General features: G+C 39.3%; 16 protein-coding genes. 4 read left to right on the forward strand and 12 right to left on the reverse strand.

Annotation, left to right across the window (positions count from 1 at the left end; all coding sequences use genetic code 11):
• Positions 1-2 precede the first annotated feature (2 nt).
• Genes ACX0HA_RS02395 through ACX0HA_RS02410 form a run of 4 tightly spaced genes read right to left on the reverse strand, consistent with a single transcriptional unit; the run spans position 3 to position 3674 of the window.
• Positions 3-452, reverse strand: a complete 450-nt coding sequence (locus ACX0HA_RS02395; protein ID WP_458843675.1) for a phage tail protein — start codon at positions 450-452, stop codon at positions 3-5.
• Positions 453-490: 38 nt separating this feature from the next.
• Positions 491-2371 (reverse strand): phage tail sheath family protein, encoded by a 1881-nt coding sequence (locus ACX0HA_RS02400; RefSeq protein WP_458843676.1) that lies wholly within the window; start codon positions 2369-2371, stop codon positions 491-493.
• 18 nt (positions 2372-2389) lie between these two features.
• Entirely contained in the window at positions 2390-3109 is a 720-nt protein-coding gene (locus ACX0HA_RS02405; protein WP_458843677.1) for a hypothetical protein, read from the reverse strand.
• 1 nt (position 3110) lies between these two features.
• Positions 3111-3674, reverse strand: coding sequence for a DUF4255 domain-containing protein (locus ACX0HA_RS02410; RefSeq protein ID WP_458843678.1), 564 nt, complete (start codon positions 3672-3674; stop codon positions 3111-3113).
• Between the two features lie 480 nt (positions 3675-4154).
• Between ACX0HA_RS02410 and ACX0HA_RS02415 the strand changes: the two genes are divergently transcribed.
• A complete protein-coding gene (locus ACX0HA_RS02415) occupies positions 4155-4685 on the forward strand; it encodes a YceI family protein (protein ID WP_458843679.1) in 531 nt (176 codons plus the stop codon).
• A 198-nt stretch (positions 4686-4883) separates the two neighbouring features.
• Here ACX0HA_RS02415 and ACX0HA_RS02420 read toward each other — a convergent pair whose 3' ends face one another.
• The gene (locus tag ACX0HA_RS02420) at positions 4884-6350 is read right to left on the reverse strand and encodes a magnesium chelatase (protein WP_458843830.1); all 1467 of its coding nucleotides are present in this window, start codon (positions 6348-6350) and stop codon (positions 4884-4886) included.
• 19 nt (positions 6351-6369) lie between these two features.
• Entirely contained in the window at positions 6370-7488 is a 1119-nt protein-coding gene (locus ACX0HA_RS02425; protein WP_458843680.1) for a vWA domain-containing protein, read from the reverse strand.
• A gap of 157 nt (positions 7489-7645) precedes the next feature.
• Between ACX0HA_RS02425 and ACX0HA_RS02430 the strand changes: the two genes are divergently transcribed.
• Positions 7646-8077 (forward strand): DoxX family membrane protein, encoded by a 432-nt coding sequence (locus tag ACX0HA_RS02430; protein WP_458843681.1) that lies wholly within the window; start codon positions 7646-7648, stop codon positions 8075-8077.
• A 3-nt stretch (positions 8078-8080) separates the two neighbouring features.
• Here the strand turns inward: ACX0HA_RS02430 and ACX0HA_RS02435 are convergent, their stop codons facing one another.
• The 3 genes from ACX0HA_RS02435 to ACX0HA_RS02445 are packed head-to-tail and all read right to left on the reverse strand — an operon-like array spanning position 8081 to position 11808.
• Complete coding sequence (locus tag ACX0HA_RS02435) at positions 8081-9682, reverse strand: Na+/H+ antiporter (RefSeq protein ID WP_458843682.1); 1602 nt, start codon at positions 9680-9682, stop codon at positions 8081-8083.
• A gap of 34 nt (positions 9683-9716) precedes the next feature.
• On the reverse strand, positions 9717-10613 hold the full coding sequence (locus ACX0HA_RS02440) for an aldo/keto reductase (protein WP_458843683.1): 897 nt from the start codon (positions 10611-10613) through the stop codon (positions 9717-9719).
• A gap of 10 nt (positions 10614-10623) precedes the next feature.
• The gene (locus tag ACX0HA_RS02445; RefSeq protein ID WP_458843684.1) at positions 10624-11808 is read right to left on the reverse strand and encodes a glycoside hydrolase family 88 protein; all 1185 of its coding nucleotides are present in this window, start codon (positions 11806-11808) and stop codon (positions 10624-10626) included.
• A gap of 149 nt (positions 11809-11957) precedes the next feature.
• Between ACX0HA_RS02445 and trhA the strand changes: the two genes are divergently transcribed.
• Complete coding sequence (gene trhA / locus ACX0HA_RS02450; protein ID WP_458843685.1) at positions 11958-12593, forward strand: PAQR family membrane homeostasis protein TrhA; 636 nt, start codon at positions 11958-11960, stop codon at positions 12591-12593.
• Positions 12594-12624: 31 nt separating this feature from the next.
• On the forward strand, positions 12625-16287 hold the full coding sequence (locus ACX0HA_RS02455) for a PAS domain S-box protein (protein WP_458843686.1): 3663 nt from the start codon (positions 12625-12627) through the stop codon (positions 16285-16287).
• Here ACX0HA_RS02455 and ACX0HA_RS02460 read toward each other — a convergent pair.
• The 3 genes from ACX0HA_RS02460 to ACX0HA_RS02470 form a co-directional block, all read right to left on the reverse strand.
• Positions 16284-16949 (reverse strand): response regulator transcription factor, encoded by a 666-nt coding sequence (locus ACX0HA_RS02460; RefSeq protein WP_458843687.1) that lies wholly within the window; start codon positions 16947-16949, stop codon positions 16284-16286. The genes ACX0HA_RS02455 and ACX0HA_RS02460 overlap by 4 nt on opposite strands.
• A 5-nt stretch (positions 16950-16954) precedes the next feature.
• Positions 16955-17725, reverse strand: coding sequence for a sensor histidine kinase (locus tag ACX0HA_RS02465; RefSeq protein ID WP_458843688.1), 771 nt, complete (start codon positions 17723-17725; stop codon positions 16955-16957).
• Between the two features lie 706 nt (positions 17726-18431).
• Positions 18432-19220, reverse strand: coding sequence for a hypothetical protein (locus tag ACX0HA_RS02470; RefSeq protein ID WP_458843689.1), 789 nt, complete (start codon positions 19218-19220; stop codon positions 18432-18434).
• Between the last annotated feature and the right edge of the window lie 276 nt (positions 19221-19496).

Raw genomic sequence — 19496 nt, forward strand, 5'->3', positions numbered from 1 at the left:
TTTTATCCGTTAGCAATTGTAAGACCTTCGTGAGCTACCTCTATGGTTTCTACAGCAATCTCATTACCGTCAGACTTCATATCAGTACCCGTAATTTTGGTTGGCCATGCATTGATTAATGTCCATACCATTGTAGGTGCACCTGCCTCGTCAAGAAGATTAATAACAATTGTCTGCCTTTCGATTGTGTTCATCTTAATTTTATTGAACCAGTCCCAAAAACCGTTATCCTTAACAAAAATTCCTTTTTTAAGGGTAACATTACCTGTTTTCTTGATACCCGGCATTTTTATAGTAGAGAATTCTTTACTGTTGCCGTGGCGGTATTCTATTATCTGTGCTTCGATGTCAAGCCCCGAAACTTCCTGAAAAGGAATTTCCTTATCGCCTATTTTTACCTGAAAATAAAACTTTGGCAACGGCCATACATTATCTTGTTTATCTCCTGCCATGATTGTAATTTTTAATGATTATATATTTTTTTGATTAATTAGCTTTTTTGCATTTGCTGCATGAAGGTTATTTCGATGAATTCTGCCGGACGTGAAATCGCTACCAGTACAGTAATCCTCATGATACCTTCCAGTACGTCATCCGGTGTCATAGTATCACCAAGACCTATGTGAACACTAAAGGCATCTTCAGGTACAGCACCTGCAAGGCCGCCACGTTTCCATATTCCGTTAAGGAAATTGCTTATCGTACTGCGTACAATCACCCATGTATTAGCTACATTAGGATCGAATACAAATGCTTTGGCTGCATTTTTAATAGACTCCTCAAGCATGATCATAGTACGGCGTACATTGATATACCTCCAGTCCAGCGAATTTCCGTCAAGGGTTCTTGCTCCCCAAACTTTAATACCTTCTCCTGTAAAGAAGCGAATAGCATTTATTGCTTTACCATCCTGAGGTACGTTAAGGTCTTCCTGGTCTGCATAAGAAATATTCACCGCTGTACTGATAACATTTGAGATACCTGTATTAGCCGGAGCTTTCCAAACTTCTTTAGTATGGTCAGTAAGCGTATAAATACCTGCCATAGCTGCCGAAGGCGGTAAAAGATTTATCTGCTCCTGCATACCTTTTACAATAGTTGCATATAATGCACTCTGTTTGTAAAGCACTTTATGCGCATTGTCCTGCAAAGTCTGGTCATCGCTTGACATATCATCGATAAATTTTCCAAGATTTGGTGCCGATGATTTTAAAGCATTTTTAAAGCTGCCCAGGTTATCCGGAGCAATGTTTCTGAATGTAATTTCATTTTCAGAAACAACGGAAGTATGTAACCATGGATAGTAAGCCGAAGCATAATCAAGGAATTCAGTACCTATTGCCATCCTGAAGTTAGTTACAACATCACCTGCGATCGGGTCGGTCCTTTCTTTATCGCCATCATATACGTCCAATATAGCTACCCTGTTCATGCCAAGGCCACAGTGTTTTAATACTGCTGTCTGGATATCGTAACAATCCTGAGAGTTATCCAGTTTTACTGCTTCCGGTACAATAACCATTGTAGGCTCCTGCTCTTTTAAAAGAGGGTCGATACCACTTAACAATGTATCCCTTTCAAAATCGTCGCCATAGTTACCTACAGAAACTACGTAACAAGGACCTCCTCCGTTTGCAAAGAAGAACCTCATATTATAATAAAGGTTATACTTGTCACTTCTTGATGCATTATAATATTTTACCTTTGCTGTAGTGATATCCAATGCAGTAACAGCGGCAATCACAGCTTTACTCGCTGTATCAAGGTCAGATGTTTTCTTTGCAGGAGCATCGGTTAAAAAATCTGTAGTAATAACCGTAACGGCTTTAACTGCATCTGAAACCGGCTTAGTTACCTCTGCTTCAACTCCTGCTTCTGTTAGGACACCTACAAGGTCTGTGGCTGATCCTGAATAGTCAGATGCTACTGCTGCCAGTTTTTTAAGAGCAGCTTTTGTTGCATTTGCGGCAGCTGTTTTTTGCTCGTCAGTACTATCTTCATCTGCAGTAACATCGGCTTCAGCTTTTACTGCTGCATCAGCAACACCCTTGGCATTTGCAAAAGCTATTTCATAAGTTGCCTTACTGTTTTTTAAGCCATTAGAAATTCCTGTTGCATTTAATGAGATAAAAGACTTGTTATCATCAGTTTCAGTAAAACCAAACACTGCATCCGGCTTATCACCAAAATACTGTACAAATTCTGCCAGGGAGCTTATTCTCCAGGGCGTTTTGTGTAAAGATTTTGTTCCATTCAGGGCAAACCTGGTATAACCTATAAAGGCCGGTACCGCTGTTGCCACCTCTACTACGGAGTTAGGGAACGCGTTCTTCTCAACGACATATACTCCGGGTGTTTTCATTGCACTCATAATTATTATAGTTTAAAATTAAAAATAGAAATAGCTTGAAATGGTGTTTTGTGAATTGATCATTGATGCGGCAGTAGTTTTAGGAAAAGGAATATTATTGCTTAAAAGGCTCTCCCCGCTTTCTTTTATTTCCCACAGCTGTATGCTATAATTGTATACTTCTTTCAATGCAACCGGTTTGTCTGTTACGAACCTGTATACCGGCTGTGGCTCGCCCGGAAAATCTACATCCGAATGTTTGAAAACCAGTTTGCCGTTATCTTCCCTCATCGTTAATGGCGGCCGGTTTCCCGATTTTGCTATTATCAAAAACTCCATGAACTTCTTCGGACTGCTGATCACAATATTTACTGTTGTTTCTTTTTGCTGCAGCAGTGTCCTGTCAATATTAACCGTAAGTGTTTTCCAAATTCCGTTCTTGCCTACAGCAGCCAGTTCCCAGACAGGTTTTCCTTCTGCTACATTATTATCCGTGTAATAGTAAAACCCGGCATCCGTATTCATCAGGCAAAAATCCATTGCTCCTATAAGGTCTTCTTCTATTATCTCATTTAAACTTTCTTCTTTTAAGAGCAACCATGTGCAGCTATCCGTTTGTTTAATTATGATTCCTGCTCTTGTCAGTGCTTTATGAGTCTCCCGCGTAGGAACTATGGTAATGCAGTTCCTATCCTTTATAAAATAATCGTGTGTTATCTTTATTGTTATCCAGGCAGTATAGGTAGCAATAGTATCCATCTTACTGATCGTTGCTTTTATTACCTGTACTAAGCTCCCTGGTTTTCATTATTGCCGAAAGATCAAGTATCTCACCTTCATCTACAGTCAACACCCTCAGCCTGCACATCATCGACGGAAAATAACTGTCGCCGCATATCCCCCATAAATTAGACAGTTCCTGAATAGAAAGGTTAACAGGATCCATTGCAAAAGAAACCGACTGATCCTGAGACGTTATCATGTTATTCTTTTGGATAAAAGACAGTATGGCCGATAGTATCTGTAATGATTCCTCATACTGCTTATCCTGAAAAATTACCGAGATCAGTATATTAACATTCATCTGCCATGCCGGTGCCGTTTTCTTTACGGCAGTATCTGATATGGCAGTCCTCTGAAAACTGATGCCTCCCGATGTTTCCCTTTCCAGCCCTACCAGTGTTATACTCACACGGTTGGACGGATACACCTTATCTTCGTCTTTTATAGGCGAAAGGAATGCAATATCTTCACGTAACTTAAAAGACAATTTTAAGTATCCGTTCAGTTGCCCGGTCACTACCTGTAATGCTTTATATATCATAATTCTGATTTTCCCCTGTAAGAATTTGCGGAAAGTTATTTTCCTTACAATTTCGGCTTAAGTTCTGACCCTTAATTTTTTGCTAAAATTGGAATAGCCAAATTACAGATAACCTATTAGCCTAAACCACGTATAAATACCCGTTTTTAACTACAGTACATTCACCCGCATTTTTAAGTTTTCCCCTACGTTAAAAAAACATATAGTTCTGAATTTAAAACATTTACAAAAAATTAAATTTACAACCCTATTTCGTTGAAGCCTTACGTTTATTTGCGGAATATCGTTGAAGCGTACATTTATATTATTCCATAAATACTTAAATACAAACAACTTAACAACAAAACCATTGTTTGGCCAAAAATTTGAATGTTATATCCGTGTTATTTTTCTTGTCCCAGTTCAATGCACAGGGATTAGCAAAGTGCCAACTTTGTCTCAACAAATAATTAATATATCAACCTTTTAAAAAACAATAATATGTCTACAGTTAAATGGGTAATAGACCCAACACATTCAGAAATAGGATTTAAAGTAAAACACATGATGTTTACTAATGTTTCAGGTCAGTTCCAAAACTTCAGCGCTACTATAGAGACTGATGGCGACAATTTTGAAGATGCGAAAATCGAGTTTACAGGAGATATTAACTCTTTAACGACAGGCAGTGCAGACCGTGATGGCCACCTGCTTAGTGCCGACTTTTTTGATGCTGATCAATTCCCAAAAATTACTTTCGAAGCTACAGCATTCAAAAAAATATCTGAAGGAGATTATAAGCTTACAGGAAACCTTACGCTACATGGTGTAACGAAAGAAATTACCCTTGAAGCTGAATTCGGAGGAACACAGAAAGACCCGTGGGGAAATACAAAAGCAGGTTTAGTACTTAACGGAAAAATAAACCGCAAAGACTGGAACCTTAACTGGAATGCAGCGCTTGAAACCGGTGGAGTACTGGTTGGTGAAGAAGTAAAACTGGCTATTGAGCTACAGTTTATCAAACAATAATTTTCGTGGCTTGCCACCCCTAATAAATGTTTGGTTGATGGAAAGGCTGTGTATAAATCTTGTATTATTTTGCACGCCCTTTTTCTAAAAACGGCAATCGCTCATCGAGATAACTACAAACAAACAACACAGCTGTTTCTGGCATTATGCCAAATAAGAGAGCCCCGCTATAGCGGGGCTCTCAATTTTTATTTATTATTATAAGTTCTTACTTATGTAACTGCCATACAAGTCCTTAAACTGATAACCTTCGGTATAGCGGTCTTTACTAAGCTTCTTGAACTCCGAAAGCCCCCAAAGAATAAACTCCTTAAGAAAATACTGGTCTTCTTTGGCTGCATTCGGCTGATATTTCAATACCAGCTGTTTCAACGGAATAATAGAATCCAGCATTTTTTTGTATTCCTTATCGGTAGCATCATCCGGCAACTCAAAGCCGCTCTCATTAAAGAACCAGTCAATCACTTCCTGATATGGCCCTTTTTCAGGATTTTTTTCAAGCTTTTCGATCTTAGGGAAGAAATCAGGGAACAATGTTTTTACAGCTTCACTAATAAGATGTTCCGCAACTACGGCTGCACCTTCCTGTTCTCCTTCATATACCAACTCTACCTTACCGGTTATTGCCGGGATAACCCCCATAAAGTCAGAAAGCCTTACTGTTGTCTTATCATCACCCGAACGCAATGCCCTTCTTTCGGCAGTACTAAGCAGGTTTTCAAAAGCCGTGATACTCATCCTGGCGCTTACTCCGCTTTTATAATCGATAAATTCGCTTTCGCGGGCTTCAAAACTAATTTGCTCTAACAAGTCTTTTGCCAGTGAAGGCACATGAATAAACTCACTCTGGCGTCCGTCAAGGTTGGCTTCCTGTTCCGTTATAGTCCTTGCTATCTTAACCGTTTCGGGATAATGCGTTAATATCTGTGATCCGATACGATCTTTCAGCGGGGTAACTATGCTTCCCCTGTTCGTATAATCTTCAGGATTCGCGGTAAAAATAAACTGAAGATCCAGGTTCATGCGGACTTTAAATCCACGTATCTGGATATCGCCTTCCTGTAATATATTGAACAATGCCACTTGTATCCTCGCTTGAAGATCGGGTAATTCGTTTATAACAAATATGCAGCGGTTGGCACGTGGTATCATCCCGAAGTGAATAACCCTATCATCGGCATACGATAGTTTCAGGTTAGCTGCTTTAATAGGATCAATATCTCCTATAATATCAGCGACGGTAACATCGGGTGTTGCCAGTTTTTCATAGAATCGCTCACTGCGGTGCAGCCAGCTTATCGGGGTATCGTCACCTTTTTCTTCAATAAGCGATTTTGCAAAACGCGAGATTGGATTTAACGGATCATCGTTAATTTCAGAACCTTCCACAAACGGAATGTATTCATCCAAAAGATTAACCATAAGCCTTGCCAGCCTTGTCTTTGCCTGTCCTCTCAATCCTAACAGGTTAATGTTGTGGCGCGATAAGATGGCACGTTCCAGTTCAGGTATTACCGTGTTCTCAAAACCCCATACACCTTCAAAAACGGTTTCGCCTTTGCTTATTTTGGTTCTCAGGTTATTTCTTAATTCGTCTTTAATGCTAATGCTTTTGTATCCGGCTTTCTTTAATTCGCCAAGCGTTTTTATCTTTTCTATATTCATCGTTCCTTTTCTGTAATTCTTATTTGATTCTTTTTTTCCTGTTGGTCTCATAATCCTCAAAGATCATCTCTCCGAGGCCTTTCAGTCCTGTATAAAAAGCCTTACCCTGATTTGCCTCTGTAAAATGGTTTACAAACCGCTGCAGGTAAGGATCGTTTGCGATCATAAATGTGGTTATAGGTATGTGCAGTTTCCTTGCCTGACCTGCCATATTGTAGCATTGGTCAACTATATATTCGTCAAGGCCGTTACTGTTCATGTAATAGCTGCCGTCTTTCTCTTTAACACAGCTCGGCTTGCCATCGGTAATCATAAAGATCTGCTTGTTGGTATTACGCTTACGGCGCAACATATCCATAGCCAATTGTAATCCCGCTACCGTATTAGTGTGGAATGGGCCTACCTGTAAATATGGCAGATCTTTAATGGCAATAGGCCATGCATCGTTACCAAACACCAGTATATCCAGCGTGTCTTTAGGATAGCGTGTCGTGATGAGTTCCGCCAAAGCCATTGCAACCTTTTTAGCAGGAGTAATACGGTCTTCGCCATACAATATCATACTGTGGCTGATGTCTATCATCAGTACCGTACTCATCTGGGCTTTGTGATGTGAGTCCTCAACAATGAGGTCGTTTTCGGTAAGCATAAAGCTATCAACACCATTGTTCACCTGTGCATTCTTAAGGCTTTCGGTCAGGGCAATTTTGTCGAGCCCATCGCCAAAATGATATTCCCTGAATTCTCCGGTATGTTCGTCGCCAGTGCCGGAATGTTTTGTTTTATGATTGCCTGCCCCGCTCCTGTTTAGATTTCCAAAAATCTGGTTAAGTGTCTGCTGCCTGATCGACCTCTCTGTCTTTGCCGTAATTTTCATTCCGCCCGAGCCATCGTCCTTTTTTTCGTCTTTTATGTACCCCTTCTTTTTAAGGTCTTCAATAAAATCGTCTACGGTATAGTTTTCGTCGGTAAGCTTATATTCTTTATCCAGCTGTCGCAGCCAGTCCAGCGCTTCGTCAAGATCGCCGGAGGTATATGTTATAAGTTCGGTAAAAATCTCGAAGAGTTTGTCAAACGGAGACACATAGGGAGCCTCATATTGCCTGAATATGAAGCCTTTTTTATTATTTGTTTCCATAGCCTATAAAATTATTACATAATTGAATTGCCTCGGCAAAAATAGCGGACAAATTTTAGTTAAAAATGACCAATTGCCTACATCATTTCTTAATCTACATTAAGTTTTTTGACATAACTTAACCTCAATTTTGTAGAATAACAAACACTTATCACGCATGAAAAACACATTTCAGCTTTATCTGCGCATGGCGTTGGGTATTGGTTTTATACTTCCGGTTATGGATCGTTTAGGGATGCTAGGACTTCCCGGTTCACCTAATGTTGGTTGGGGCAACTGGAGTAATTTTGTAGATTACACTAATTCACTGATGCCCTATCTGAGCAATAGCATAGCGAATGTACTGGGTGGCATAGCTTCTATAGCAGAAGTGCTCTTTGGGATTATGCTCATTATTGGCTACAAAACAAAATATGCAGCTATAGGCAGTGGCGTTCTGACACTTACCTTTGCACTAAGCATGCTGTTCTTTGCCGGATACAGGTCGCCATTCAATTACTCGGTATTTACCTGTAGCGCTGCGGCCTTTTTGCTTTCGGCTATAGAGAATTATAAGTGGAGTGTGGATGAAAAACTGAAGGCAAACTAAAAACTACCCCTCATACATATCCATATTCAGCCTGGTTTCTTCAAGGTCGAGTTCACGTTCTATTTTGCGTAATATCTCTTCGCTGGCTTTGCCCTGGCGGTGCAGCTCATCTATCTTTCTGCGTTCTACATTAAGCAGGTCTATCTGCAATTGGGTATATTCGTTAAAAATATTAGTGGCCAGCACTTCGCCTTTTCCAAAGAAATGTGCCGGAAGTTCCGTTTTTTGCAGTCGGTTGAACTTCACCTCATACTTGCTTTTAATATTATTGAGCAATTCGTCCTGCAGCAGCGAATAGTTATCTTCTATGTGCGTAATAGCAAAAGATACAATGTTGTTGCGTACTACATATTCTTCAGCATAGATAGAATACGGCTCGATCTTCAGTTTCTTGATGACCCACGGCAGCGTAAGTCCCAATAATACAAGGGTAGAAACGATAACACAGAAAACAAGGTAAATGATAAGACTGCGATGAGGGAAAGCTTCCCCGCTTTTTAATGTTAATGGTATTGCCAGTGCAGCAGCCATAGATACCACTCCACGCATCCCTGCCCATCCGAACACCACCATGTTCCGTGGATCGAAATCCTCATTTTTACGAATCTTTTTGCTAAAGAAACGTGGAAGCATAGTTGCAGGAACTACCCATAAAAACCGCACTACAATTACCACAAGACTTATTATGCCTCCCCATAAAAGTAACGACGCTGTAGAATAATCGCCTATACCGTCCATTATATTGCGCATTTGCAGACCAATCAGGATAAATATAAGCCCGTTAAGTATATAGGCAACTACATCCCATACGGTTACTGCCATGACACGGCTTTGGTGGGAAAATATCTCCCCTGCCCTGTATGACAGGTATAAACCAGTCGTTACCACGGCAAGCACACCCGAAAAATGGAAATGCTCAGCAATAAGATAAGACGCAAATGGTGTAAGGAAAGTAAACGTGACTTCTATAATCGGGTCACAAACAAACTTTTTATGAACAAGGTACATCGCATATCCCAATGCCAATCCAATTAATATGCCGGCTCCTGCAACAATCAAAAAATTAAGCCCGGCTTCCCAAAATACAAAATTGCCCGCGGCAACAGCAGCAAGAGCATATTTATAGGCTACAAGGCCGCTGGCATCGTTTACAAGGCTCTCACCATCAAGAATTGTAAGTAGTCTTGGATTGAGCCCCAATCCTTTGGTTATCGACGTTGCCGCAACCGCATCGGGAGGAGAAACGATAGCACCTATCAAAAAGGCAAGTGCCCAACTAATATCATTTATAAGTTCATGGGCAACTACAGCCACAGCCAGTGTAGTAAACAGTACCAGTCCGATAGCTGCAAGGCTTATGGGGCGTATGGCGCCTTTAAAGTCGTGCCAGCTGGTATGCCACGAAGCATGGTACAGCAAAGGCGGCAGGAATATTACAAATACAATATCAGGGCTCAGGGCTATTACCGGAAGCCCCGGAATAATACTGATCACGATTCCGCATAGTACCAGTACTATCGGGAAAGGAAAATTGTACCTGTTGCTCAGCAACCCTAAAAAAGCGATGCCAAACAGCATCATGATTATAATCGTAACGTTTTCCATATTGGGAAGCTGTCTATCTTGTTTTGTTTGTTATTTATCGGTGTTCCTGGTACGCGTTACCATGCCATAATACCTGCAATTGCTTACGTTCCTGTATCGTCAAAGGTAATGTTTTACCTGCTATTATCATATCTTCGAGCTGCTGTAGCGTACGGATACCCGCAACTGCTGTAGTTATGGCAGGATTATCAGCAACATAACGCACTACTGTTTCCTGCAAAGTCCTGCCTTCCGGCAAATGATGCTTCAGTTCTTGTAGTATGGTTTCTATTTCGGCTGCCTTGAGATTAAGGTAATCGGTTACTGGCTTACCAATAAGCAACCCTGATGCTATACTGCCACGGGCTAAAATACCTATTTTATACTGAAGCAGTAACTCAAGCGTTGCCTCTTCGGGCCTGCGGTCCAAATAGCTGTACTGCGTCATTACTGCTGCAATATTGGAGCGGCTTACAAACTCCCTTATTACATTCGGACGTATTGATGAAAGTCCGTAACTTCTTATCTTACCCATATCGACCAGGCGCTCAAAAGCTTCAATACTTTCATCCATCGGGTCATCCATAGTACCTCCATGTAAGAGGTACATATCGATATAATCGGTTTGCAGCCTTTTCAGGCTTTCATCAACCGCTTTGAGTATATATTCCTTTCGCGGACACCAGTCCCATCCGCTGCCGTCTTCTCTCCAGCGATTGCCTACTTTCGTAGAGATAAAAATATCTTTACGCTTGCCTTTAAGGGCATGGCCTAAAAGCTTTTCATTTTCACCTTTTTCATAAAGGTCGGCCGTATCAAAAAGATTAATGCCGCTGTCTATTGCTTTGCTTATTATAGTATCATTATCCTTACCATCGCTTTTAAGCGACATACAGCCAAAGCTTATCTCACTGACCTTAAAACCTGTCTTTTCAATTGTATTGTACCTCATCATCTATTTTCTAAAAGAAACGTTTTACCCACATTAACTTCTCAAGCCTCGCAAGGCATTCCATATAGTAGTAATCTGTATAGATAACAGAACTGTTGATCTCTTCTCCGGCACGTTTATTTCCTGTGGAATGAAGCAGTAAAGCATCATTATCATACCTGCTTTGGTATTTATTGGTAAGTTCTGTTATCATTTTCATAGCCTTTTCTTCATACTCGCGCTTAAGCTTGCTGTCTTTGGTAAAAGTAGCCAGTTCGAGTAATGCCGAAGCTGTTATGGCCGCTGCCGATGCATCTTTTGTTGCCTGCGGATCGGTATCGTTAAAATCCCAGTAGGGTATCAGGTCTGACGGAAGCCTGTCAAGGTAAGCTCTGGTAATCTTGTGTGCAAAATCAAGAAATTTACGGTTTCCGGTTTCTCTATATACCATTGTAAAGCCATAAATGGCACATGCCTGTCCCCTTGCCCACATACTTTCATCGGCATAGCCCTGAGCAGTGAACCCTTTTATCTTTTGTCCGGTTTCAGGATCATAGGCTACAAGTTGATAAGAAGTAAAATCAGGCCTGAAATGATTTTGCATTGTAGTTTCGGCATGCTTTACTGCGATTTTAGAGAGTTCCTTACCGCCTCCATGCTTGGCAGCCCAAAATAAAAGTTCAAGGCTCACCATATTATCTATGGTCGTATTATGAGATCCCGATTGCAGTGTACCTATTTTAGGATTGAATAGCGTTGCCAGCGTATCAGCAGCGCGAAGCACAGCTTCTTTGTACTCTTTTTTACCGGTCAGTTCATAGCCATTCTTAAAACTGCTGAATATCTGAAAGCCCAGATTATGATCCGTTGCTTTTGAATTTGTCAGGGGTAACAGGTATTGCGTATATTTTTCGGCGGCAGCCAGTACTTTTTTATTGTTTGAAGTTTCATAAACAAGCCATAGCTGTCCCGGCCAGAAACCGCTCGTCCAGTCTTTATAATCTACATACTTCCAGTCTTTACTACCCAAGGGAATACCTCTGGGCAATGACTTGCCATCATCAGGGATAGCCGCCATAGTTTTTAGGGTGTGCGCCTCACAATATTTCAGCTGCATCTTAAGGTCAAGCCTCACTATATCTTTTTTTAATGTCTGGGCATATCCCGAAATAAACACCGACAGCAGCAATGCCGAAAATTGTAATCGTAGCTTCATGTATGCATATTGGTTAATTAGGAATTCCAAATGTAAAAAATAGTAACCGCTGTAACTATAGTTTTACGGATTAGATTGTAACAAAATATTGCAAATTCTATACAATCAAAAAAAGACTATCGCTTACCTTTGTTATAAGAATGATGGTCATGACTAAGAGAAACAGGAAACAGGAAGAATTTTGGAATGTAATTACCCATGGTACAGGAGCTTTGCTTTCTGTAGCCGCGCTTATAGTTCTGGTTGCTTTCGCCGCTTTTAAAGGTACTGCACTCGATCTTACCGCAGCAATTATCTTCGGTACAAGCCTTGTCCTGCTTTACTCCGCTTCTACAATATACCATGCTGCCTACAGGCTTAAATGGAAACGTATTTTCAGGAAAATAGACCATTTGTGCATTTACATACTCATTGCAGGAACTTATACTCCGGTGGCCTTACTTGGGTTGAAGGGCATTTGGGGATGGAGCATCTTTGGGTTCATCTGGGCATTTGCCATCGCCGGATTCATATTCAAATTTTCGCCTCTTCAAAAATCTGAAAAGCTCTCACTGGCACTCTATGCGCTCATGGGATGGCTTATCATCATTGCTATAAAACCCCTTGTAGAAAACGTTGCTTCCGGTGCGTTATATTACCTGCTTGGTGGTGGGCTGTGCTATACCTTTGGCATTTATTTTTATGCAAAAGAAAAGATTCCATACGGACATACTATCTGGCACTTGTTTGTTTTGGGCGGAAGCACACTGCATTTTTTTGGCATTTTCATATATCTTATACCATAAAACAATATAAACCTTACCCCCCTTTAAACTATTGGAAAACAATACCACACAACATTATTTTCGCGGCGGCGGAGAAATGGGAGAACTGACCCGCAATTACGATTGGGGTTCTTCTTCATTAGGCCCTGTTGAGCAATGGCCTTTAAGCCTGCGCAATACTGTTGCCATGATATTGTCTTCTAAATTTCCAATGTTTTTATGGTGGGGGCCTGACCATATACAATTCTATAATGATGCCTACCGTCCCAGCCTGGGGATTGAAGGAAAACACCCACTGGCTCTAGGTCAAAATGGTATTGAATGCTGGCCCGAGATATGGGATACCATCTATCCGCTAATGCTTCAGGTACTTAATGGTGAAGAAGGCGTTTGGTTTGAAGACCTCTATCTTCCTATTTACCGTAATGGAAAAATTGAAGATGTGTACTGGACATTCAGCTATAGTGCAGTTATAGGCGATACTGGCCATATTGAAGGGGTACTGGTAATATGTACTGAAACTACTGAAAAGGTAAATAACATCAAAACACTTCAGGACAGCCGCAACGAACTTGAATTTGCTATAGATGCTGCCGAACTCGGCGTATGGGATTTTGATCCTGCCACCGGTACTTTTACCGGTAACGCAAGGCTTAAGGAATGGTTTGGCCTTAAACCCGATGAATATATACCGCTTGGGCATGCAACATCCATGATAGCGGCAAAAGACCGTCAAAAAGTGACTGATGCCATAGCAAATGCACTACGCTATGAATCGGGTGGAAATTATGATATTGAATATAGTATAATTGAGCCTGTTCTTAAAAAAGAAAGGATCGTTAAAGCAAGAGGAAGAGCCTGGTTTAATGATGATAAAGTGGCTTATCGCTTTAATGGCACTTTACAGGATATCACAAATAAAAGAAAAGCCCAGCAGGAAATTGTAAAAGCAAATCAGCTTAATGATTTAATATTAAAAAGTGCCGGAATAGGACTTTTCAGGATAGACCTGCTTACTGGCAGTATTGAATATAATTCGGCTTTTGCGCTCATAGTAACAGGTAATCCGGATAAAAAAGAGATTTCCCGAAAGGGGTTCATCAACTATGTGCACCCGGACGATTTGAAGGAAAGAGAAGCTGCACTTAATGAAGGTTTAAAAACCAATGAATTCTATTATTCCCCACGTATGATATGGGATGACGGGTCTGTGCATCGTATTCATGTAATGGGCACCAATACCCTTGATGAAAATGGCAAACCAATAGCATTTTCAGGTACCGTTCGCGATATAACCATCCTTGAAGATCAGCGTCTTGCTTTGGAAAAGTCGGAAGAATTAAGACACGAAAGTGAAGGCCGCTTTCGTTCGATTATTGAAGAAGCTCCTGTAGCAACTGCCCTTTATACAGGGAAAGAACTAATTGTAGAAGTAGCCAATAACATGATGCTGGATATATGGGGCGTAGATAATTCTGTAATTGGTAAACCTCTTAGCCTTGTTGTACCTGAACTTGAAGAACAGCCTTTTTTAGCAATACTGGATGAAGTATACAGAACAGGAAAAACATATGAAGTAAAGGCCGGAGCCGCAAAGCTTAGGACAGGCGGAATATTAGGCACTTACTATTTTGATTATACCTACAAACCTCTTTTCAACCCCGATGGTAAGGTGTATGGTATTATAAACATGGCTACCAATGTAACCCAACAGGTGTTATCAGCACAACGTATAAAAGAAAGTCAGAAACAGATACTTGACTCATTTGAAGAAGCTCCTGTCGGAATTGCAGTTATTGACCGTGAAGATCTCACTTTTACTATGGCCAACCGATTTTATGGACAACTTGTAGGCAGGGATTCTCATACAATTATTGGTAAATCATTATTTGAAGCTTTGCCTGAGCTTGAAGGGCAGGGATTTGATATGCTGCTAAACCAGGTTATAAATACGGGAGTGGCTTATATAGCAAATGAAGTTTCTGTAAATCTTTCGCGAAAAAATGGACTGGAAACCATTTATGTGAATCTTACTTATCAACCAAGATTTAATGATGATAAAACTGTTTCGGGCGTATTGGTCGTTGCTACAGATGTTACTGAGCAGGTACACTCAAGAATTAAGGTAGAAATGAGTGAGGCTAAACTACGCTCAATTATTGCAACTGCACCGGCAGGTATTGGCCTTTTTGTAGGCAGGGAACTTATTGTCGAGATGCCAAATCAAACGTTTATAAATATAGTTGGCAAAGGTTGGGATATAGTTGGCAAACCGCTTCGTGAGGCCATGCCGGAACTTATTACACATGGACAGCCTTTCCTTAAAATTCTGGATGATGTATTTACAACCGGTAAAATGTACCAAAGTTATGGAGATCAGGTTATAATTGTTCAAGATGGTGTAACTACATATAATTATTATAATATAACCTATACCCCTCTTTTTGATGAAAACAATGAGGTATATGCCATTTTAGATATAGCTATCGATGTTACAGAAGCTATAACTGCACGACAAAAAACAGAGGAAACCGGCCAGGCACTGCGGGGTGCCATAGAACTTGCCGGGCTCGCTACCTGGAAGTTTAACATTAAAGAAAATACATTCAGCTATTCGCAACGCTTTATGGACTGGCTGGGCTTCTCTGAAGACACAAAAACTATCGACGAAGCCTATAATCCTTTACCCGCAGATTATGTTGAAATGGTAGACGATGCCATTAAAACCGCCATAGCACCCGGATCTACAGGAAAATATGAAAATGAACACCCTATCATAAACCGTTTAACGGGTCAGATACGCATTATACACGCACAGGCTCAGGTAACTTATGATGCTGCGGGAAATGCTGAATTTTTGAGCGGAACTGCACAGGATGTTACCAAAGAACGTAAACTGCAGCAGGAACTTGAATTCCTTGTTAAACAACGTACTGAAGAGCTGGAAGAAGCCAACACAGACCTTGCCGATGCTATTAACCTGTTACAGCAGAACAATAAGGAACTGCAGCAGTTTGCCTATATAGCCTCCCACGATTTACAGGAGCCTACACGAAAAATAAGCATATTCGCAAAAATGCTTAAAGAAAATTTAGGACAAATTGACGATAAAGCAACTACCTACCTAAACAAGATACACGGATCTGCCGACCGGATGAGTGATCTTATCAGTGATATCCTGGCTTATTCACAATTAGCTAAAGATCAAAACCTGGTTACAGATGTAGACCTGAATAATGTGATAAACGAGACGATAAGCGATTTCGAACTTATTATTGAGCAATCTGGTGCAGAAATAAACTATAGCGGCTTACCGGTTATTGAGGCCATTCCAAGACAGATGTCTCAACTTTTCGTCAACCTGATTTCTAATTCGCTCAAATACAGTCGTGCTGATGTAGCTCCTGTTATAAATATTACAACAACAAGAATATCAGCAGAAAAAACAGGAATGAACACTGAGGTTGATATGGAATATTATAAAATAGAATTTTCCGACAACGGCATTGGTTTTAGCCAGGAGTATGCAGGAAAGATATTCAACATCTTCCAGAGGCTGCATGGCAAATCAGAGTATTCAGGTACCGGTATAGGGCTGTCTATCTGTAAAAAGATTGTACAAAATCACCATGGCAGTATCGAAGCAAAGGCCGATAAAGGACAGGGAGCAACCTTTATTGTAACCCTGCCTTCTAAACAGATTGAGACAGATTAGTCCTCAATAAAAGGCTCGGTGAGTTTATGCTTATAGGAGAAAAGCACCAGTCCTACTTTTGATTTTATATTGTATTTCTCAAAAAGTGCGGTACGGTAGGACTCGATAGATTTAACCGAAACATTCATGATATCGGCCATCTGATCGTAGGTATATTCTTTTTCGTTGCAAACCAGCTTTAAGAAATGATGCTCTCTTTCAGTCAGTTTAATGTCGCTTTTAGGCCCTGAACCGGCTGTAGGATCGTATTTTCTTACCCGCTTCAGTATTTCAACCACGTTGTTATAACCTATGGAAGCTATATTGTCTATGGCGAATTTTAGGTCCTGGGCAGTACAATTTTTGTGCAAAAAGCCTCTGGCTCCATGATGATAGGCCGCATCAATGATCTGCTCATCAAAATGCTGGGTTAGCAGCAATACTTTATACTCTTCATCTTTTTCTTCCAGCTGTTTGAGCACTTCTACCCCATTGAGTCCGGGCATGGAATAGTCTATAATAAAGAGGTTAGGCTTCTCTTTGAGTGGCAGTGCATTCAGGAAATCATTACCGTTCTCAAATTCAGCAATTACCTTATAATTACTTATTTTTTCAAGGAGTTCTTTTAGTCCCTGCCTTACAATCTTATGATCATCAACTATACCTATCGTAATTTTGTCCATATATGTTACTTTTCAGAAATGATTACTGTTGTTCCTGCGTTAGGTGCAGAATCAATTTTCACTTTAAAGTTAATGATTTCGGCACGTTTCACAATATTTCTCAGTCCTAAACCCAATTTACTCTCCGCTTTATTATCAAACCTAAAACCTTTACCGTTATCAGTAACCTTTAGCTCAAAATAAGGTTCTGTTATAAGAGTAATGTTAATTACAGATGCCTCCGAATGTTTCAGCGCATTGTTAATGACTTCCTGAAAAATACGGTATACAACTATTTTCTCATCATTCCCAAAAGCTTTTTTACGGCTGCCGCTAAGTACAAGATCTACCTGCAGTTTCGTATTGCTTTTAAGGCGTTCAGCTTCGGCCTCAATAGCCTTAACAAGGCTATCCTGCATTAAAAGCTGACTGTTCAGGGAATGGCTTATACTGCGGATAGAATTGGATAGTGTCCCGATTGACTGGCTTAAAGGCTTGAGTGCTTCATTAAGCTCGGGGTTATCATATTTTAGGTTCTCAACCACGAAGTTAATGTAGGTAAGCTGTTGTCCGGCATCGTCGTGCAGGTCCTGAGAAATGTTGTTAAGTACCTGCTCCTGGGTTTCCATTATGGTCGCATTGAGAGTTTTCTGGAAATCGAGGTCTTTCTCGTAAATGAGTTTGGTATAGCTCTTTATTTTGTGGATATACAGCTTGATGATAAGCACGCAAAAAAGCACGATCAAACTAATGAACAGTACACTTATAACGATACCAAAAGCAATATTATCAAGCATGTTTTAATTTCCTTTCTCTGTAAATATATATGTTTATAAGGGTGTAGTAAATGAAATTAATTAGATAACCAATTACCTCATATAAATTTAATCTTCCTATCAATATCCTGTCTGCTAATTCTCCATTTTGAAAGCTGAGAATAAAACTAAAGCCGGAAAAAAATAAAATGGGTGCACATAATAAAATTATGTTATTACTAAGAAAAATAGTAAAATCTTCTTTCTTAAGACTTTTAATAATCCAACTAACAAAAATGAATAAGTATAAAAATGCACCGATTAAAAATATTTGCATATTCACAACCTTATAGTCATTAAGAACCAATATAAAACTGGCGACAGCACATAAAAAATATAATAAAAACAGTGTTTTATAGGTTGTATTAAATCCTAAATTATAATACAATAACCACAGCCATAACATAGTATGAATAGTATTGCATACATTAAATACCAAAGCATAATCTATTGAGTTAATAATTAATAAAGTTGTTAAAACTTCATTTATAAGAGATATCAATACGATATACAAAAGTATAAGATGAGAGCGCTTGTGTTTATTGCAATTAAACAACACGATTATTGCTGTCGCTAAAACAAAAAATTGAATGGGTTGAAAGTTTGCTAAAAATTTCATTAACATAATTCAGGCTGCTATATAATGACAGCCTGAATTTACAAAAAAAATTAACATTTCTGCCTTAAACTATAAAAAGCTGTATGTAGTCTTTGGTATAAGTTTTGTTGGTGGCCTGTGTGTAAAATCACAGTAGCTTATTATTATCTTATTATTAATATCTGTAACATCTGTAACTCTGAATATAATTGTTTCCATGCCTCTCAATTTTGCATTAGTAAATGCTATTTCTACATCCTTATTCTTGAGATCATGATTATAAATAATACTATTAAATAAGGCAACACTGTATATAACTTTATTATAGTCAAATTCGGTGCTTGTTATATTATCAAGATTGTATAAAGTTGAGTTTGCATCACCAAAATTAAGATAGGTATCATAATGATTATTAGTTGGCATGGATAAACCTTCCATCTTTGTCTTTAAATCACTCCATTTGATTTTTACATATTTATCTTCATGTATATCATCTATTATATCAAGATCTTTTTTATCCCTTAAATTATGTGAAACTTCGATAAAAGGAGCGCTTAAAGGAAAATCAATAAATTTATCATTCTCTTTCAACCAGTCAGAAATCCCCTCTTCGGTTGTAGCAATTGACAAAAGATCAACATAATAGTAATCCGGTAAATCGAGAGCTATTGCATTTTGATTTTTCAGAGTAGTTATTGTGGTATCAGGAATGCCGCTTGTTTTTTTTATTATTACAAATGATTGCGGTTCCGGCTTATTTGTATCTATTCCCAGATTTACTCCGTCTTCATTCACTTTATTTTCTAAAGTTTTAGTTTTTTTTTCCTCACATCCGGTTAAGAGAGCACCAAGCATTAAAATAAATAAAATTCGTTTCATATAATAAAGTTTTAATTGGTTACAAAGTTGGTTTTCTTACGTGTTTTATGGATAGGTAAAACCCTATTTATCGAATATTTTACCCTATAGAGAACATTAGCTAAAATATCATTTTTTTCTTAATAAAATTTACAAAAATCAATAAGAAGGTTAAGAAATAATCAAATATCGATAAAATACATCTAGTAATTGTGTTGTCTTTGACTTTAACCAAACCCTAACAGCCCAGTCTATAAAAAACCAAACTTTTTGCGTAAATTTGCACCTCAATTTTTA

It is taken from the genome of Flavobacterium hauense, assembly GCF_054457175.1.

What these genes read in the sequence shown, in the direction of transcription:
- ACX0HA_RS02435 (WP_458843682.1), bottom strand. Translation starts at nt 9,682, where the DNA reads ATGGAAAACGTTACGATTATAATCATGATGCTGTTTGGCATCGCTTTT.
- ACX0HA_RS02470 (WP_458843689.1), bottom strand. Translation starts at nt 19,220, where the DNA reads ATGAAACGAATTTTATTTATTTTAATGCTTGGTGCTCTCTTAACCGGA.
- ACX0HA_RS02410 (WP_458843678.1), bottom strand. Translation starts at nt 3,674, where the DNA reads ATGATATATAAAGCATTACAGGTAGTGACCGGGCAACTGAACGGATAC.
- ACX0HA_RS02420 (WP_458843830.1), bottom strand. Translation starts at nt 6,350, where the DNA reads ATGAATATAGAAAAGATAAAAACGCTTGGCGAATTAAAGAAAGCCGGA.
- ACX0HA_RS02465 (WP_458843688.1), bottom strand. Translation starts at nt 17,725, where the DNA reads ATGCTTGATAATATTGCTTTTGGTATCGTTATAAGTGTACTGTTCATT.
- ACX0HA_RS02445 (WP_458843684.1), bottom strand. Translation starts at nt 11,808, where the DNA reads ATGAAGCTACGATTACAATTTTCGGCATTGCTGCTGTCGGTGTTTATT.
- ACX0HA_RS02415 (WP_458843679.1), top strand. Translation starts at nt 4,155, where the DNA reads ATGTCTACAGTTAAATGGGTAATAGACCCAACACATTCAGAAATAGGA.
- ACX0HA_RS02395 (WP_458843675.1), bottom strand. Translation starts at nt 452, where the DNA reads ATGGCAGGAGATAAACAAGATAATGTATGGCCGTTGCCAAAGTTTTAT.
- ACX0HA_RS02460 (WP_458843687.1), bottom strand. Translation starts at nt 16,949, where the DNA reads ATGGACAAAATTACGATAGGTATAGTTGATGATCATAAGATTGTAAGG.
- ACX0HA_RS02440 (WP_458843683.1), bottom strand. Translation starts at nt 10,613, where the DNA reads ATGAGGTACAATACAATTGAAAAGACAGGTTTTAAGGTCAGTGAGATA.
- ACX0HA_RS02405 (WP_458843677.1), bottom strand. Translation starts at nt 3,109, where the DNA reads ATGGATACTATTGCTACCTATACTGCCTGGATAACAATAAAGATAACA.
- ACX0HA_RS02430 (WP_458843681.1), top strand. Translation starts at nt 7,646, where the DNA reads ATGAAAAACACATTTCAGCTTTATCTGCGCATGGCGTTGGGTATTGGT.
- ACX0HA_RS02425 (WP_458843680.1), bottom strand. Translation starts at nt 7,488, where the DNA reads ATGGAAACAAATAATAAAAAAGGCTTCATATTCAGGCAATATGAGGCT.
- trhA (WP_458843685.1), top strand. Translation starts at nt 11,958, where the DNA reads ATGACTAAGAGAAACAGGAAACAGGAAGAATTTTGGAATGTAATTACC.
- ACX0HA_RS02400 (WP_458843676.1), bottom strand. Translation starts at nt 2,371, where the DNA reads ATGAGTGCAATGAAAACACCCGGAGTATATGTCGTTGAGAAGAACGCG.